Here is a 17920-nt window from a genome sequence, read left to right as displayed (position 1 = left end):
CGGGCCTTCACGACGGTTTTCACTCACCTCAACAAGGCAATCCGTACCAGTACAGCAGGAGGTGTGCCGTGCCACGACCCGAGCGTCCCCTCAACCCGGAACGCGACCCCCTGCACGCATTCGCGGCCCGACTGCGGCACCTGCGCACCGCGGCGGGCAACCCGACGTACGCGGCGATGGCCCGCCGGTCCGGGCGCTCTCAGACCGCGCTCGCCGGCGCTGCCAGTGGAACACAGTTGCCGACCTGGGACACCGTCACCGCGTACGTCACCTGTTGCGGGGGCGACCCCGACGACTTCCTGTCCACCTGGGAGCACTTGCGGGACCTACGGGACGGCACAGCGCTGCCCGAACCCGCCACCCGCACCGACCCCGTGTCCGGACTGGCGAACCTGCCCCGACCACCGGTACCGATCTTCTGCGGACGCGACACGGAACTCGCCTTCCTGAGGGCGCACTTGCACCCGGAGCCAGCCAGTGACGGCTCGTCACTCGGCATCGTCCTGCACGGGCTCGGCGGCGTCGGCAAGACGGAGTTGGCGCTGCAGTTCACGCACACAGCGCGGGACCGCTTCACGTTGACCTGGTGGATCACCGCCGACACCGGCGACAACCTGGCCGCGGGTCTGGCGGCCCTCACCCGGGCGCTCAACCCAGGATGGCCGGCCACGGCCGGAGTGTCCGACGCCGCGGACTGGGCCACCCAGTGGCTCGCCTCCCACGCCGACTGGCTGGTCGTCCTCGACAACGTCAACGACCTGGCGACCATCGAAACCCTGGCGGCTGCCGCCAAGGATGGCCGGATACTCGTGACCAGCCGCCGGGACGTCGACTGGGTCGCACTCCGCCTCACATCCCTGCCGCTCGGCCCTCTGACCCGCCCCGCCAGCGTCGATCTACTGAGGCGCTGGTCCGGGCGTACCGCTGAACCAGCCGACGCCACCGGACTGGCCTCGGACATGGGCGATCTCCCGCTGGCGCTCCGGCAGGCTGCGGCCTACCTGCTCGAACGCCCGACCGTCTCGCTCGCCGACTACCGGGCCCGGCTTGCCCGTCGGCCACTGCGCGTCCTCGAAACACACAACCGACTCTACGGATACGACCATCCGGTCGCCCGCACCTGGCACGTCACCGTGGAGACGCTCACCGATGAAGATCCCTCCGCCGGCCGGCTCCTCGACCTGGTCGCGTACCTGGCACCCGATGAAATTTCCCTGGATCTGCTCCACACGCCGGACACCGACCCGTGGGACGTCGAGGATACGATCGCGCTCGTCGCGTCCTACAGCATGGTGAGCCGGAAAGCGTCCGGGATCGCCGTGCACCGGCTCGTCCAAACCATGACTCGCGCCAGCCACACCGGCCCGGAGCACGCCCTGGCGGCCGCGACCGCGATCATCGCTGCGACACCTGACGGTGACCCGGAAACCTCCGTGCCCGGCTGGCGACAGTGGTCGCGGTTGACACCGCACATCGAAGCGCTCGCCGAACATCTCACCACCATCGACGCGCTCCGCCAGGACACTGGGCTGCTGCTGACCGCAGCCGCCTTGTTCGACCGCTGCGCCATCTACCACCGCGGCCAGGGCCGCTACCGCACTGCCGTGTACCTGTTCGAACAATCCTTGGCGATCCGCGACTGCCACCTCGGCCCGGAGCACCCCGACACCCTCACCTCGTGGTACGGCCTCGGCGGCGGCTACTGGTCCATCGGCCGTTACGCCGAGTGCCTCGGCATCGGTGAGGCCACCCTGGCCGCTCGCCGGCGCATACTGGGTGTCGAACACCCGGACACGCTGCAGAACGCGAGCAACATCGCGGTCGGCTACCGGGAAATGGGCCGGCACGAGGAGGCCATAGCCCTTAGCGAGGAGACCCTGGCCGTCCGGCGCCGTGTCCTCGGGCCGGACCACCCCGACACCCTCCAGTCCTGCAACAACCTGGCTGGCTGCTACCGCGCTGTGGGCCGCCACGCGGAGGCGATCACGCTGTACGAGCGGACCCTCACCGCTCGTCGGCGCACCCTCGGCGACGACCACCCCGACACTCTCCAGTCGTGCAACAACCTGGCGGGCGGCTACCAGGCGGTCGGCCAGCACGTCGACGCGATCGCGCTGCACGAGTCGACCCTCGCCATCCGTACCCGCATCCTCGGGCCGGAGCACCCGGATACGCTGCACTCGATGTCGAACCTAGCGGTCGCCTACGAGGCCGTCGGCCGGATCTCTGAGGCGGCAACCTTGCATCAAGCGACCCTGGACGGGCGTGAGAAGACCCTCGGCCCTCAGCATCCGGACACCCGGCGCGCGGCGCGAAGACTCGCCGTGCTGCGGCACGGTGCCGCAGCCGTAGACCAGCGAACCGGCTGAACAGGAGCACGTTCGCACTGCGGCAAGTCTTACGCCTGCGGCTGAATGAACAGCGATCGGTAGAACCGTGCCTGCACACCGCCAGGAGGCTCCGTCTGCGCCGAGCCGGCAATCACTCGACGACTTTCCGTCCGCAGGACGCTGCGCGGACTCGGACGTGCGGGAACGCATCGACATCGACAGTGCCCGGCGCCACGCCGCTAATCAGCGGCGCAGCACGACGAGAGTCGGACGACGGCGCACCGCCGCAGCTCGATCGTCCTCGCCAGGGCCGCTGCGGCGGTGGGGCCCCTGGCCCGGGTACCGGCCCTCGGCGGGCATCCAACTCGTTGACACACGGCAAGCTCTACTGTTCGCCGTCGGAGTCGATCCCGCGCCGCAGCTGTCGGCCCCGCGGCTCCGCCCCGCGTGGGGTACAGCTGAGGGACCATCGTGGACGACACGACCGGGATGCCCAACCGAGCTAGGCCGACCGTAGGAGGAGACGGTGATCGACCGATTGGACAAATGGAACTGTCGCCGACCGGCTGCGCCGCCATGACGTCGTTGACAGGCATCGACGAGCATGTTGCCAGGGCGTAGAGAAGAGCCGAGTTTCCCGAGGTCAGGATCGTGAGCCAGTGGGCGGTGCTCCCAATCTGCTCCCAATTTAAGGGGCCAAAAGGCAAAAGCCCGTTACCGGCGGTTCCGGCGACGGACTTTTGACCTGCATACATCCAAGGTGGGCGATACTGGGATCGAACCAGTGACCTCTTCGGTGTGAACTCTCGGCGAGCGGGTCGGATCGGGCTCGATGCGAGGTCAACCAGCCTGATGAGGCGCTTCTCGGCTCGGTTCGGCCGGCATGGTTGCTGTACTTCGCTGCTGTACTTCTTGTCCGCGTGTATCGCTGCTCAGCCGACCCCGAGCGTGGCAGCAAGCTTGGCGATCGTGGTCGGGGCGCACGGGTCGCGGGTAATCTCGGCGAGGATGTCCCGGGCGACGGGCCGATACATGATCTCGGCCGGCGCGGTGCGCTCGGCCTCGGTCAGCAGGCGAGCCGCGTTGCCCACGTCCCCGGCGTGTAGGTGGGCGCGGGCGACGTCGAGCAGGTGCGCGGCACGGTGTTCGGCGGGTAGCCACCGCCAGCCGGAACGCGCCGTGGCCTTCTCGTGCCGGGCGATCGCCGCACGAGCGTCGCCGACCTCGACGGCCACTGCGGCGCGGGCCAGGTCAACGGCGGTGGGCCCGAACCCGGTGCGGTGATGGTCGCACCCGTCACCGACCTGCTCAGCCATACCGGCGGCCTCGTCGAGCAGTTCACCGGCGGCGGACTCGTCACCGTCCTGCGCCGCCGCCTGACCGGCCTGGATGAGCAGCGTCCCGCACAGAGACAACTCCCCCGGTGCGCCGTACTCGATCACAGATGGAGCGATCCGGTACGCGGCACTGAGCATCACCGACCTCGCCTCCCGCGCCCGACCGAGCGCGCGCAACACCTGACCGAGCTGGACGGCTGCGCCGGCTACCAGATCCCGGTCGCCGGTGGCGGCCAGCATTGCCCGATCCACGGCCAGCCACGCCAGCTCGGCGTCACCGAGCTTGACCAGCAGAGCGGCGGTGACCCGGTACGCCTCGACCAGCGGCAACCGACCCGAGCCCCGATCGTCAACATAAGTACGCTGGGCGTTGATGAGCAGGTCCGGCACCAAGTCGACCACCTGCGGATAGCGGGCGTACTGGAAGGTGGTCCACGCGTATCCCACATCCCGCAGCATCCGATCCACCGGCACCACCGGGCGGCCTGCCAGCCTGTCCAACGGGATTTCGTAGCGGGACAACGCTGCTCTGATCCGGTCGACCCCGTCGCCGCGACCCTTGGCCTGGACCGGTGGGGCGTCCTGGCCGACAAGGGCAGCGGTATCGACGCGGAGCACACGGGCGATCTCCTGAAGCGTCGACAGCTTGTCCAGCCGCCGCACGCCGCGCTCGACCTTGTCCACCCAACTCTTCGACTTACCGAGCCGGTCGGCGAACACCTGCTGCGACAACCTCCGCCGACCCCGCCAATACGCCACCCGCCGCCCCACCGGCAACACCTCAACGCTGCCCACGACGCCACCACCGATCCGGCACCGCCCGGGTGGTCTCCTCCACCGGAATCCGATCCGCCTCCGCCTGGGCGAGAAGCCGCTGCTTCGCCGCCTCCCGCTCGGCCTCCTGGATCTGCTCGCCCCGGCTCACCGCCGACTTGTCGCGCTTACCCGCCATGTCTCGCCTCCCGTCACCCCAGGTGGCGGAGAAGCTACGGAAGGCCAGGGACCGGGCCCATGGCCAGCGGACATGTCACCGTGACATGGGACGACTCGACCAGCGCGAATGGCCGCCATACGCTCGTGTCTCGAACACCACGGGTAGTCGGAATGCGACGCTGGGAGCCGCCGTGCCGCTCGATCCGCTTCGAATACCAGAGGACGCATGGTCACACGGCGAGGTGCTGACCGCCCTGGCCGCCCGCGACGTCGGCGGACTGTTCCGCTGGATCACCAGCTTCACTGGCGCGAGTCAGAGCCGGATCGGAGCCGCCGTCGGGCTGGAGCAGGGCTACGTCAGCCGGATCATGGCCGGACGCAAGGTCAACTCGATCGACGTCCTGGAGCGGATCGCCGACGGATGCCGGATGCCCGACCAGGCGCGAATCGCGATGGGCCTGGCACCCCGACAGGCCACACTGCCGCCCGCACCGGCCGGGCTCACCTCCGGCCGGCCCAGCCAGCCACCGGCCAACCGGACCTGGCAAGACGACGTACGCAGTGCCACAGAGCTTTGGCGAGGTGACGTGAACCGTCGAGACGTACTCCGGCAGGTGGCCTTCACTTCCGCCGGCTACACCCTGCCGGCGTTACGCTGGTTCACGGCCCCCGATCCGGCCCCGGTGACCCAGCCCGGCCGCAATACCGTCGGTCAACCGCAGATTGACACCATTCGCGCGATGACCGCGACCTACCGCGGGCTGGACAACCAGTACGGCGGCGGACACGCCCGCGACACCGTGGCCCGCTACCTCCACCAGGAGGTGACCCCACTGCTCATCGACGGCCGATACGACCATCGCACCGGTCAACGGCTGCTCAGCGCCGCAGCCGAACTGGCCCAACTCGCCGGATGGCAGGCGTACGACACAGCCGAACACGGCATCGCCCAGCGGTACCTCACCCTCGCCCTGGACTTCGCCCACGCCGCCGGTGACAACGGCCTCGGCGCGGAGATCCTCGCCGCGATGAGCCACCAGGCCACCTACCTCGGCCACACCACCACCGGCCTCGACCTCGCCCGCGCCGCCGGCCAAGCCGCCCGCCGCGCCGGGGTCCCCGTCCTGGCCGCCGAAGCCCACGTCATGGAAGCTCACGCCCTGGCCAAGGCCCGTAACGAACGAGCCTGCGCCGCCGCCCTGCACCAGGCGGAACAAGCCCTCGACCGGGCCGACCGCAGCACCGAACCGCAATGGCTCAGCTACTTCGACGAGGCATACCTGTCGGCCAAGTTCGGCCACTGCTTCCACGCCCTCGGCCGCAACACCCACGCCGAACGCTTCGCCGCCCGATCCCTGCGCATGGACAACCGCTACGTACGCGGCAGAGCCTTCAACCTCGCCCTGCTCGCCAACATCCATGCCCAGCAGGGCGAAGTCGAGCGGGCCTGCACCACCGGTGCGGAGGCGCTCAGCCTGACCACCCAGTTACGCTCCGCCAGAGCGGTCCGCTACCTGCGCGAGCTGCAAACCCATCTCGCCCCACGCCGGCGGCTACCCACGGTTCGGCACTTCACCGGTCGCGTCGACGCCACCCTCGGCCCACGGCGCTAACCGTCGCAGCTCTCCCCTGGCCTTCCGCGCGACCAGCTCCAGCACCGCGATTACAGTGCCGGCACCCACGATCTCGCCCTGAGTCGCAAGCCGGTACGCCTCTTCTAGCGGAATCCAGGCGACCTGCTCAGCCTCGTTCACGTCCACCGGCGTGCCGATGTGCTCGGCCTGCCGGGCCAGGAACAGCAGATTCTCGGCGTCGGCAGTACCAACCCATGGCTGGAAGGACAGCAACGGCTCGACCCCCACAGGGCGCCAACCGGTTTCCTCCTCGACCTCCCGCACCGCACACGCGGCCGGCTCCTCCTCGCCATCGACATAGCCGCCGGGCAGTTCCCACACCCACCGGTCGAAGACGAACCGGTGCCGTCGCATCAACAGCAGTCGCTCCTGGTGGTCGAGGACGGCCACCATGGCCGACCGGGGAGCCCGGATCACGTACTGCTCAAAGCGGACCCCGTCAGGCAGCTCGACCTCGGCGATGCTCAGCCGCGCCCGCCTGGTGTCATCCACGACCCGCTCGCCGTGAATGGTCCACCGGGTCAACTCCGTCGACTGCTTCTCCACCATCCCGCCAGTATCCGCACGCGCCCCCTCACCATGCTCGACAGGTAGCACCTGCTTCCCGCACTACCCGGCCACCCGACCCCTCGCTTGTAAGCTCTGTGCGGACCGTCCGAAGTCGTCTGACCGCCTTCGCGACCTCGGACGGTTGTCCGCGTCCGGCCGCTGCCGACCGTCCTCGTCCTGGCCGGTTGCTGTCGCCGTTGCTGTCGACAGCTACCCCCCGCTGCGATCCTGTCGGCTGATACGGGCCGCACGCCGGCTGACTCTGCCGGCATACTCTGCGGGTGCGCGCGCGTCGCGGCGTCTCTCGTCATCGTGGTCATTCGTCCCGCCGGATCCCGGGAGCTGTACGCCGCCGCCCGAGTCCGTGTTGGCCGTCATAGGCTCCGACTCCAGGCTCGGCATAGCCAGCTCTGGTCTGTCGGCTACACGACAAACGGTCACCTGGTCGCATTGGGTGGGCCACAGTAGGTGATTCGCCGAGGAGACGCTTCCTCGGCGAGCAGTGCATCCAGCCCGAACGACTAGAGCAGGTGCCGCCTTGGTCTCAGAGGTAACCGGCGTGACCGCAGCGGGTCTTGTCGTGACAACCAAGCCTACCGATGACGCCGGAGCCCGCACCTACGACCAGTTCGACTGGCAGGCGGCCATGGCGTCCGCCGACGGCCTTCGACTGTACCTAGACAATCTCAGCGAGAACGGTGTACTCGCACCCCGGGATTGCCGGATCCTATGTGAATATCATGAAGACTGGGCGGCCCTCGATGAGGAGGATGCGGAGCTCGTATCAGCAAAACATCCGGGGACATCGTACGGCGCCTATACCACGATGAACGCGCTCGTCAATGAAGGTGGCATCGGACATCTCTTCGAGCGCTGGAAGTCGATGGATGGCAAGCCGGCGTGCCGACTCGTAACGACCGGCGGTCTGGCACCAGGACCGGCCCAAGGTCTTCTCGCGGCAGCCGAAGCGATGAGGGCACAAAGGCTCGCGGGCTCACCGCTAGACACTGATGGCGAACATGCAGAAATAGTCACGAACTTCGCTCGCGAGGTATTCAAACGCCAAGCCAAGTCGAAAAGGGAAGGAACCTCTCCCGCCCCGGAGCCCAATGGCGAGGATAGGGACGAGGTAGCGAGGTTTCTTTCCGGCCTAACCTTACAGTGCTCACAACCCGCGCGAACCTACATCGCCTACGCCGCCCCTAGCATGTATGTCGCTCCTGTATTAATCCGACTCGGAATACAAGTGTCCGCGGACTCGATTTGGGAGGCCGTGCTGTCGCTGTTCAGGGCGCGGATGCGCGCGGCCGGGCCAAGACCTACCGGAGCACTTCCGGAGGTCATTTCAGTTCGGGCAGATAGCCAGACTCCTACCGCCGCCGAGGCCGAGCGTCGCTTAGCCGACCGGATCGTAACGCTCGCCGACATCGATGTAGCAATACGGACAGCAGTCGCCTATCCCGACGGATACCGCCCGCTCGCGCGACTCCCACGCTCTACGAGGCTAGCCGTAAAAATGTCGGTGGGTGGATGCTCCGACAATAGTATTGAGCGAGCCGAGCAGTTGCGGATTGACTATCAGGACTACTGGCGGTCTAAAACGAATGATGAGCCAACTTCCCGGGTAGAGCAAAGTCGCTTGCGTCGCCTCCTGCTAAAGGTAAGTGACGCCGCCACCAGCAGTTCACGGACCTCCAACGGTGCCTGGGGTGGCCGATTCTGGGAGGAGTTTCAGGACCGACTCAGCAAGCTGCCCGTAGAGGCCTTGCCAGGCGAGCTGGACGAAGATCTTCTCCTCGGCGGGGCTGCTGACCTTGCCAACCGCTGTCAAATCTGGTTTAGCAACAGCTTTGATGTAGAGGAAGAAATCGCCCGTCTCCGTGCTCGCCGAGGTGCCGCATGATGGCTGACCTCGATGCGGGATTCGAACTCGCGCTCCTGCGAGAGGACCTCGCATACCACCAGGCGCGCATACTACTGCTTGTTGATGCAGTATGTGCTGCGCCAGGTCACGCGCGAAAGCTGGACGGGCTCACCAAACTTGCCAAACTAGACTTCCTCCTCCGGTACCCTGCGCTAGCACCACAGGTCTTGACGAATCTCCGAACTGCGGACCCTCGATTGCACTTATCTCTTGAAGACCAAGCCGACCCCACAGACGTCGAGTCTCCCATGACCCGCTACAAGTATGGCCCATGGGATGACAGGTATTACTCCATAATAGGAGCGCTCGTGGGCCGAGGGTTGCTCCGTTATGTACGAGGCAGAAAGGGAAGCGTGGCTCTCGCAACCACGACTGCCGGAAAGCATCTCGCCCGCCAAATGCAGGCAAGCGAACAATGGTCCGAGATCGCCGATAGGTGCCACGCCGTAGCGGAAGCGTCCTCGGGGCTGACGGGAAACGCTTTGAAGGAAATCATTTACGGGCGTCTGGCAGATCTCATGGATCGCCCGCATCGACAGGTGATTAGATGACTACCAAATTCCGACTCAATTCCGTCACGCTCTTTACCACCGAGGGCGAGGTTCATTATGATTTCACCTCCGATCTGACAGTTCTCGCCGGACCCACAGGGGTGGGAAAGACTACCCTGCTTGAGATGATCAAGTTCGGGTTCGGTGGGAACGCTCTAATTGCGCCAGTAGCGGCCGAATACGTACAGGACGTCAGCCTCGACGTGACTATCGGGCAGTCTCGGTTACGATTGACAAGGGGCATCGATAGCGAGAAGCGTGACGTTGTTCGCGTGATCGATCTCGTCCTTCAGGAGCGCCTCACCGATCATCGGGTCACAGGGGGTTCGCCAAGCCTCAATTCGCTCTTAATGTCAACCCTTGGCTTGCCCGACGACATGAAGGCTGCGGCTCGGGGCGCAAGTACGAAGGCCGGCGCCCGCATCAGCTTCGCCGACATCTTCTCTTTCCTATACATTCCTCAGTCAGAAATTAACCGAGACATTGCAAGCAGTAAGGACCAGTATCTGGACCCTAAGCGAAAGGCGGTTTTCGAACTTTTGTTCGGCCTGACAGACGCCGAGGTCCTCGCAATGCGTTCCAAACTGAACACCTTGTCAGGCGAACTTGCAGACGCTGAAAGAGAGACGAAGACGGTTCTTGAGTTCCTCCAGGCTAGTAACACGACAGGCCAGGAGGAGGCCATCCGTGCATATGAATCCGCTCAAGCGGAACAAGCCGCCGCCGAAGCGGAGCGTGACGCTCTACTTCAAGAGATAGATCCGATCACCGACCGTGAGACGCAAGTTCTCCGCGACCTGCTATCAGAAGCGGAGCGCAGCCTTGCAAGTGCCCGGTCGGACGTCGTGTCCCTGACGCGCCAGCACCGGGAATACCAGCTAGAGCGCCGCCGCGTTCAGACTGATATCGACCGGTTGATGCGCATGCGAGATGCCGGCGCAAGACTGGCTGAGATTGAATTTGTTGCGTGCCCGCGTTGTATGCAGTCTCTTCGGGAACGGGACGTGCCCGCCTCAAGTTGCAGACTGTGCCTACAGCCAGACCCTGTGACTGGTGACGTGGACCTAGATCAGTATGAGATCAGGCAGCTAGCTGCACAGCTTGATGAGATGGTCGAGCAGCTCGGCATTATTGATCAGCAGGTCGGCATGACGATTCAGGCTGTGGAAGATCGGGAGGACTTGGTGCGCAAGCTTTCCGAAGATCTAGACCTCCGGACATCTGAACGGGTTACGCCTCGCCTTCAAGCATTTACCGACGCATCCGACCGCCTTGCCTCCGCCCGCACAGAACAGCAGCATCTCGAGCTGGTTCTGCGACAATGGGACCGAGTAAATGATCTGACGGCGGTAGAAGATAGCAAACGCGAGGAGAGGGATAGAACCAAAGCGGCCATCGGAAGAGCCGAGGCCCAAATGGCTACGCGACGGGGCGAAATTCTCGACGACCTCAATGATGAGTTCTCGACGACCGTGACCGAGCTGGGGATCCCAGGTGTGAAGTCCGCTGGTATCCATCGCACGAACTATTTGCCACTTCTTAACGGGCAGAGGTTCGACACGGTGAGTAAGGGTGGAGGTATTGTTACGGCGACCCAAGTTGCGTACTGGACCTCACTCCTATCGGTAGCCCTCCGGCAGCGCGATACGCCCTATCCTGCCTTCCTGATGATTGATAGCCCTCGCCTCGCGCTCAACACCGCAGAGAGTCTAGCCGCCGCACTTTACCGGCGGATTGTCACTCAATCGGACGCGAATCAGGCCAAAGTACAGTTCATTGTCGCCGACAATGAATTGCCGGACGAGTACCGCCAGGGTTTCTCCGAAATTGTTTTCGATTATGACCAGCCTACGGTGTCGACCATTCATCACCCTGGCCGGAATGCAGTGGAGCCTCTTGTAAAGCCAGCCGCCGAGTAAGCTGGTGCGCCCGTCGCCATCCCGTGTGCCATCGACCCGCCCTCCTGGGGAGCGGGCCTCCGCCCGGCCCGCCACGTCAAGACGGCCTTGACGCAGGTTCGGACGCTGGCGGGTCGGGTGGTGGTCTGCTCGGCTTGCCCGGGTCGGTGGCAGGCGGGATGGCCTACCGCAGCCACCCACGGACCGTGACCCGCCGACGGAGCCCCGGCCATCCTGGAGCCGGAGCGCCCCCGCCGGAGGCGCAGTAACCGCGACCCTGCGACTGCCGCCAGCTCGCCGACGGGACCGACGTGCGCTTGCCTACGCCGCGCGGGCTCGTGGCCGCGCGGCCCGGCCGGCTGCCGGCCCAACCCCTCATCGGTCAACGGCCTGCGGTTCTGCTGCGGCCCGCTCGGGCTCCCCGCTGTCCGCGCCAGCCGCCGGGCGTTCGGCGTGGTCCGGCCCTGCCGCAACGCAGAGGGGCCGGGCCACGCGCCCTGGCGGCGGCGCGTGCGGCCCGCTTGTCGGGCCGCCTTGATAGACGTACAGAAAGTTCTCCCACATTGGCCGGTAGCCGGTGTCGGGTCTCAGGACGTGCGTGACAGATCGGTATCAGGACCTGCGTGACGCTCGTGCTGGCCTGCGGGTAGGCGAATCAGTAGCTGTCGGGGCTGACCTCGTGCATCGTTCCGTCTGGTCCCATGCGGTACCTCCGAGGCGGTCCCATGTTCTGTAGTGCCCACGCGTATGCGGCCTCACGGGCTGCCTGTTCCTCGCCGGACGGGTCGGTCACGCGAAAGCCATGTAAATGAACGGCATCAGCGTCGATGTCGTCGGGGGAAGGGCGGCCCTCGATGATGAAACCAAACAGCGCACGTAACGCTTCCTCGCCGAGGTCGAGGGGATGAAACGGCAGCGGGTAGGGGTCCTGGTTGTGCCAGCCTGGTACGGGCTCGACGGGATGTTCACCGGCCCAGTACGGCAACTCGAAGTCGTAGGGCTTGCCGATGTTCTCCTGGATGCCACCATCAGGCGACAGGCTCAGCGATCTGACCAGCACGCCGTCCTCCCATACCGCGAAGCCGAGCCAGTCCACGCCCGAGTGCATCCCGTGGATGATGATTCGTCGGCCCGCTCCAGCTTCGCGCAGGTGCTCCGGTAGCTCAGACGGGCGATCGAGCATGAGCCGTCGGTCGCAGTACAGCTCTGCCCCTGCCAGCACCGTGGCGTACATGAAGTCATCTGGCGGGTAGGTGCCTTCGAACAATGTGTTGTCATCAGCGGGTTCGACCAAGTAGCCGGGGTGGACTTGTCGTACCAACGCCTCGGTCTCGGCTCGCTCCGACCGCGTCGCGCCGCGCAGCGCCGGACGGATGTCGCCGTCGGCGAACGCCAGTAGGGCTGTCTTCGCGCCCACGTCGCTCCCTCCAGTTCTGCGGCAGGCCGCCTCTCACACGCCACCTAGCGGACAGGATCGTCTAGCCGAAGGTGTCACAGACGTCCTGAGACCGATCTGTAACCGAGATCCTGATACCCGACATGGCCGGTAGCCGGTCCGCCCTCGCTCGGCACCGAGGTTCACGACGGGTTGACGCGTCGGCACCCGGTGCTACTCTGGCGGTCGTCGAGCACGCCAGTGCGGCCTTCCTGCCGGATCGCTGGGCTTGACCACGGAGATGCTGAGCGGCCTTCCTGCCGCTGATGCGGGCCAGATCCCGCCGGTTCTCGATCACGTTGGCCGCGATGTCGGCCCGGAATCCGCTGAGTGGCCCAACACGGCCTTCCCGCCGTCACGATGGCCCGGATTCGCATTCCCTCGACGGGTGGGGTCCGCCTGCGGCAACCCGCCGGACACCGACTCACAGGCACCCCACCCGTTCCGGCCTCACCCAGCACGGCAACCGGAAGGACCACACCCCCACGGCGGTCAGCCACACCCGCCCTCCGGCGTCAGCCGCCCTCCACGGCGGTGCCAGGAGACACCACGAACACCACCGACGGACAGCGTTCCGGCCACCGGTGGCGTTTCGTCGCCCGTCCCTGCCACCCGCCCTGAGGAGAGATCGTGTCCACCCTGCACCGTCCCGGCGTCGCCGCCGGTCGTGACGCCCAGGCCCTGCACCGGGCCGCCACCCCCGACTATTTCGGCTGGTTGGAGCACACCCGGACCGCCGGAGGTTGTGCCCGTCCGATCCGGCTGACCGGCACCATGACCGCCGTCGACCGGGACACCGGGCGGGTCCTGGGCGAGCAGCACACCGACGCGCTGCCCGATCGGGTGCTCTACAAGGCGTGCGGCAACCGGCGTGCCGCCCAGTGCCCGGACTGCTCCTGGGTCTACGCCGGTGACGCCTTCCAAGTCGTCCGCTGTGGCCTGACCGGCGGCAAGACCGTCCCCGCCACGGTGGCCCGGCACCCGGTCGTCTTCGCCACCTTCACCGCGCCGTCGTTCGGGCCGGTCCACCACCGGCACTTACCCCGGCACACCTGCACCGACCGGCGGCGCTGCGACTGCCGACCGGCCCCCTGCCACGCCCGCCGTGACGCCGTCACCTGCCCGCACGGGCGGCCCGGGGCCTGCTTCGTCCGTCACGACTCCGCCGATCCGCAGCTCGGTCGGCCGCTCTGCCTGGACTGCTACGACCACGATCACCAGGTCGTCTGGAACGTCTTCGCCGGTGAGCTGTGGCGACGCACCAAACAGGCCGTCGAACGCCAGCTCGCCGCCCTCTGCAACCGGCGCGGCATCCCGAGGGTCGAGGTCGTCACCGACTCGGGCCGGGTTCGGCGGGTGCCGCCGGTGCGGGTGTCGCACGGGAAGGTCGCCGAGATGCAGCGCCGGGGCGCGGTGCACTTCCACGTCCTGCTGCGTCTCGACGGGGTCGACCCCGGTGACCGGCACGCCCTGGTCCCGCCACCGGCCGGGATCACCGTGGACGACCTCGACGCCGCCGTGCACGCCGCCGCCCGGCAGATCGTCTTCGCCACCGCGCCGCATCCCGACCGGCCGCAGGGTTGGGCGGTCGCCTGGGGTGAGCAGGTGGACGTGCGCCGTATCGGCACCGGTGACGGGGACGTGACCGACGCCAGGGTGGCCGCCTACCTGGCCAAGTACGCCACCAAGGCCACCGAGGTCACGGGCCACTGCTCCACCCGGCTCACCTCGGGCACGGTCGACGCCTACGCCGACCCGGAGGGCGACCACCTAGCCCGGCTCATCGACGCCTGCTGGCGACTCGGCCGCCCCACCCGGCACCGCACCAGCGACACCGCCGCTCAGGCCGACGACCGTCAAGGTGTCCTTGACACCACACCCGATGTCTACGGCGGGCTGCGACGGTGGGCGCACATGCTCGGCTACGGCGGTCACTTCCTCACCAAGGCTCGCCGGTACTCGGTCACCTTCGGGCTGCTCCGCGACACCCGCGCCACCTACCGCCGCGCCGATGACAGCTCCGTCACCGTCGGCACCCTGGCCTTCGTCGGTTCCGGATGGCTCACCGACGGGGACGCGCTGCTCGCCAACACCGCCGCCGCCCAGCACCGGGAACGCAGCCGCGTCGGCCGGGAGGAACTCGCCCACGAGCTGTGGTCGGGGGTGGCGGCGTGACCCGACCCCTCACCCCGCGCTGGTACTCCCCCGCCGAGGTCGCCGTCCTACTCGGCTTCGGCATCTCCAAGGTCAAGATGAAGATCGCCACCGGTGAGCTGCGCTCCATCAAGGACGGCAAGTACCGCCGCATCCTCCCCGAATGGGTCGACGACTACATCCGCGACCAGATCGACCGGCAGGAGGCCGCCTGATGCCCGCCCGTGCCCGCGCCAACGGCGAAGGCTCCATCTTCCCCTACCGCAACGGCTTCGCCGCGTACGTCTGGGTCACCAAGCCGGACGGGAAGCGCACCCGCAAGTACGTCTACGGCAAGACCCGCGACGCCGTCCACGACAAGTGGATCAAACTGCACCAACAGGCCAAGGCCGGACCCGTGGCGACCAGTGTGCCGACCGTGGGCAGCTTCCTCGCCTACTGGCTGACCGAGATCATCGAGCCGAACCGGGCGCCGCTCACCTACGCCACCTACGAGACGTTCGTCCGCCGTTACCTCTCCCCCGGCCTCGGCACCAAGCGGCTCGACCGGCTCCAGGCGCGCGACGTGCAGACCTGGCTGAACCAGGTGGCCCGCACCTGCCAGTGCTGCGCCCAGGGCAAGGACGCCGCCCGCCGCAAGGAGAAGCGACGCTGCTGCGCGGTCGGCCGGTGCTGCCAGGCGGTCCCGTCGACGCGCACGGTCAGCGACATCCGGGCCGCACTTCGCGCCGCCCTCACCCACGCCCAGGCCGAAGACCTCATCACCCGCAACCCGGCCGTACCGGTCACCCTCGCCACCGTCCGCCGCCGACGGGGCAAGTCCTGGTCCAGCGACGAAGCACGCCGCTTCCTCGAATCCGCCCGCGCCGACGCCGATCCGCTCTACGCCGCGTACGCCCTGGTCCTCGTCACCGGCCTTCGCAAAGGCGAAGCCCTCGGCCTCACTTGGGCGGACGTCGACCTCGACGCCGGAGAGCTGACCATCGGGCGGCAACTGCAACGCGTACGCGGGAAGCTCCTGCACCGCGACACCAAGACCCAGGCGTCCGACGCCACCCTCCCGCTGCCCGACATCTGCCTGGCCGCACTCAAGCTGAGGAACGAGCAGCGCGACGAGGCACGGGCAGCCGCCGGTAAGGCGTGGCACGACAACGACCTGGTGTTCACCACCCGCTACGGCACGCCCATCGAGCCGCGCAACTTCCAGCGCTCCTGGCAGACCCGCTGCGACAAGGCGGCAACGAAGCCGATCACCGTCCACGACGCGCGGCGGACCTGCGCCACCCTCCTGGCCGACCTCGACGTGCACCCGCGAGTGGCCATGCAGATCCTCCGGCACGCCCGCTTCTCGGTGACGATGGAGATCTACACGCAGGTGTCCTCGCAGGCGACGAGAGACGCCCTCAAGCGTCTCGGCGAATCCCTGACGCGATGACGAACTGCTGTACTTCGCTGCTGTACGGGCAGCAGAAAGGCCACCTCCCGAAGCCGGGAAGTGGCCTTTGACCTGCGTGGGCGATACTGGGATCGAACCAGTGACCTCTTCGGTGTGAACGTCAATCCCACAAGAAGTTGAGCACTGTTCCTTGGCATCCGGTGTCGTCTCGCGCACACCGACTACGGCCCCTGCTCGCCTGATAGCGGACCGTCTCGCGCCTCTCGCTGACTTCTTGCTGACGTGTAGCGCCGGGTCTCCGCCCTCGTGACACAGCCTCGGGCGGACCTCGTGTCGCGCCGGTAGCCGACCATTAGGAAACACGTCGCCTAAAGGGGCGTACCACCCTCACAGGTGGACGCACACCCTCAGCAAGTGCAAATTCATTCATTCGCTCGATCATGCTAATGCCTTCATTGACGTCGCCACTAAGGATGAATGCCAACGCCTCCCTGTACTCCCTACTCAATGCACTTGGACCATCTACGCCCTCGACCTCAACTTCGAAACCGGCCTCTTGGAATGCCGCGATAGCAGCTCGCTCCTGCAGACTCAAGCCCCTCTGCAAAGCGAGAGCTAGACGATTCGCTAGTTCATTCAGATCCGAATCCGAATGCGCGCGTATGTGGTCGTCAACTTGGGGAGCTTCTTCGGCGCGCGAATTGACACTGACATTAGAGGTCGACCCAACGTTCGATTGCTCAACTTTTAGCTCGTTGACGAATTCGACACCCCCGCCGCCGCCGAATATCCAGTCTACCGCCCTGTCCCTTCTTCGCCGCGCCAATGAGACTGCAAGGGCAACCAAAGAAGCCGTAAGCGATAGAAGCGACAGAGCCATCGTTGCACTTACTCTAACCGCAGCTATTCCGATAACTAGCGCCCAAACGACGCCTACCACAATTAGGAACGCCTTAGCGATCTTCCGAGGCACCTTAAGCGAGCGATCCCTTTCGCTTTCCTCAGACGCTGTTTCAGGGCTGATACGCTCAGGAAGCATGCGGGGCGGAACTGGTCTAGCCAACGCTCGCAGCAAGGCGTAGCCGGCGGAGTCAGAGGTTGCTGGTCCGAGAGAATAGGCCGGGGTATCCCTCGCAAGAGCCGCAATGAGGTTATGGAGGAAGCTGTTCACTCTACCCTCCTCGTTGACCTACGCGGTTTCGCGCTTTCCGGCGCGGTTTCGGGAAGCCGCTCCCCTGGCTGGGACGGGATGGAGAATGCTTGGCTTGCGGCGTCAGTAGAGGCGACTGCTGGCGCCTGCCGCGCCAATTGCTCAACAAGCAATGGCGCTGCCACGCCTACAGCGAAGGCCCCGAATGCTTCGGTGGTCATTCCAGACTCGAAGGCAATCGCCGCAACTCCCCCGCTAATCACGAGGCGAATCGCTACTGATGCCAAGAAGGGTGACAGTGGAGGTTCACCCCGGCGCCTCCAGGGCCAGCCCTTACATCTACGAACGGCCCCAACAAACTGCAGGCCCTCAACGGCGAACGCCCCGAAACACCCCACAGCGGCGGCGATCACCCATGTCATACGTAGACAGTACCGAATGGAGCCGTTACGGCAAGTCACCGGCCCACCTCGGCCATCCCGTCTGCCGCCGACCCACACATCGTGGAGCGGGCCAGGGCCAGGGTGACAAGGTGGAGCGCCCTACCGGACGTACGACCTTGTCACCCTGGCCCTGGTCTGCTCGGCTTGCCTGGGTCGGTGGCTGGCGGGATGGCATCCCACCTCAAC

10 protein-coding genes and 2 pseudogenes are annotated in these 17920 nt (G+C 66.3%); 8 read left to right on the top strand and 4 right to left on the bottom strand.

The genetic code is table 11. The features are described from left to right. Positions 1-68: 68 nt before the first annotated feature. Positions 69-2369, top strand: a complete 2301-nt coding sequence (locus tag C8054_RS28165; protein ID WP_158273902.1) for a tetratricopeptide repeat protein — start codon at positions 69-71, stop codon at positions 2367-2369. Positions 2370-3262: 893 nt separating this feature from the next. Here the strand turns inward: C8054_RS28165 and C8054_RS28160 are convergent. Further along, positions 3263-4426, bottom strand: a complete 1164-nt coding sequence (locus tag C8054_RS28160) for a helix-turn-helix domain-containing protein (RefSeq protein WP_255563045.1) — start codon at positions 4424-4426, stop codon at positions 3263-3265. A 22-nt stretch (positions 4427-4448) separates the two neighbouring features. Then, positions 4449-4619 (bottom strand): hypothetical protein, encoded by a 171-nt coding sequence (locus C8054_RS32405; protein ID WP_199199955.1) that lies wholly within the window; start codon positions 4617-4619, stop codon positions 4449-4451. A 172-nt stretch (positions 4620-4791) separates the two neighbouring features. On the opposite strand from C8054_RS32405, the gene C8054_RS28155 reads away from it, so the two are divergent. Next, positions 4792-6213, top strand: coding sequence for a helix-turn-helix domain-containing protein (locus tag C8054_RS28155; RefSeq protein ID WP_107162131.1), 1422 nt, complete (start codon positions 4792-4794; stop codon positions 6211-6213). 6 nt (positions 6214-6219) lie between these two features. Here the strand turns inward: C8054_RS28155 and C8054_RS28150 are convergent. Then, positions 6220-6783 (bottom strand): annotated as a pseudogene (locus tag C8054_RS28150) (NUDIX hydrolase); the annotation flags it as partial. 559 nt (positions 6784-7342) lie between these two features. Between C8054_RS28150 and C8054_RS31855 the strand changes: the two are divergent. The 3 genes and pseudogenes from C8054_RS31855 (at position 7343) to C8054_RS33390 (ending at position 10467) form a co-directional block, all read left to right on the top strand. Beyond that, the gene (locus C8054_RS31855; RefSeq protein WP_146179996.1) at positions 7343-8686 is read left to right on the top strand and encodes a hypothetical protein; all 1344 of its coding nucleotides are present in this window, start codon (positions 7343-7345) and stop codon (positions 8684-8686) included. A 568-nt stretch (positions 8687-9254) separates the two neighbouring features. Further along, a pseudogene (locus C8054_RS33395) lies at positions 9255-10025 on the top strand (AAA family ATPase); the annotation flags it as partial. A 394-nt stretch (positions 10026-10419) separates the two neighbouring features. Next, positions 10420-10467 carry a hypothetical protein gene (locus C8054_RS33390; protein ID WP_368854616.1) on the top strand — a complete coding sequence of 16 codons (48 nt, stop codon included), beginning with the start codon at positions 10420-10422 and terminating at the stop codon, positions 10465-10467. 1344 nt (positions 10468-11811) lie between these two features. Here C8054_RS33390 and C8054_RS28135 read toward each other — a convergent pair. Then, positions 11812-12573, bottom strand: a complete 762-nt coding sequence (locus C8054_RS28135; protein ID WP_107162125.1) for a hypothetical protein — start codon at positions 12571-12573, stop codon at positions 11812-11814. 648 nt (positions 12574-13221) lie between these two features. Between C8054_RS28135 and C8054_RS31850 the strand changes: the two genes are divergently transcribed. From C8054_RS31850 to C8054_RS28120, 3 genes are read left to right on the top strand one after another with little or no spacing between them, the layout of a single operon-like run. Further along, complete coding sequence (locus C8054_RS31850; protein WP_146179995.1) at positions 13222-14766, top strand: replication initiator; 1545 nt, start codon at positions 13222-13224, stop codon at positions 14764-14766. Then, positions 14763-14960 carry an excisionase family DNA-binding protein gene (locus tag C8054_RS32925; protein ID WP_233220221.1) on the top strand — a complete coding sequence of 66 codons (198 nt, stop codon included), beginning with the start codon at positions 14763-14765 and terminating at the stop codon, positions 14958-14960. The genes C8054_RS31850 and C8054_RS32925 overlap by 4 nt, the downstream gene beginning before the upstream one ends. Beyond that, on the top strand, positions 14960-16180 hold the full coding sequence (locus C8054_RS28120) for a site-specific integrase (RefSeq protein ID WP_107162120.1): 1221 nt from the start codon (positions 14960-14962) through the stop codon (positions 16178-16180). The genes C8054_RS32925 and C8054_RS28120 overlap by 1 nt, the downstream gene beginning before the upstream one ends. Positions 16181-17920: the final 1740 nt, after the last annotated feature.

Source organism: Micromonospora sp. RP3T (assembly GCF_003027925.1).
Taxonomy (GTDB): Bacteria; Actinomycetota; Actinomycetes; order Mycobacteriales; family Micromonosporaceae; genus Micromonospora.
This window is presented reverse-complemented; position numbering and strand designations above follow the sequence as displayed.

Excerpts from the sequence above, each read along its gene's own strand:
- C8054_RS32405 (WP_199199955.1), bottom strand. The coding sequence starts at position 4,619 with ATGGCGGGTAAGCGCGACAAGTCGGCGGTGAGCCGGGGCGAGCAGATC.
- C8054_RS28120 (WP_107162120.1), top strand. The coding sequence starts at position 14,960 with ATGCCCGCCCGTGCCCGCGCCAACGGCGAAGGCTCCATCTTCCCCTAC.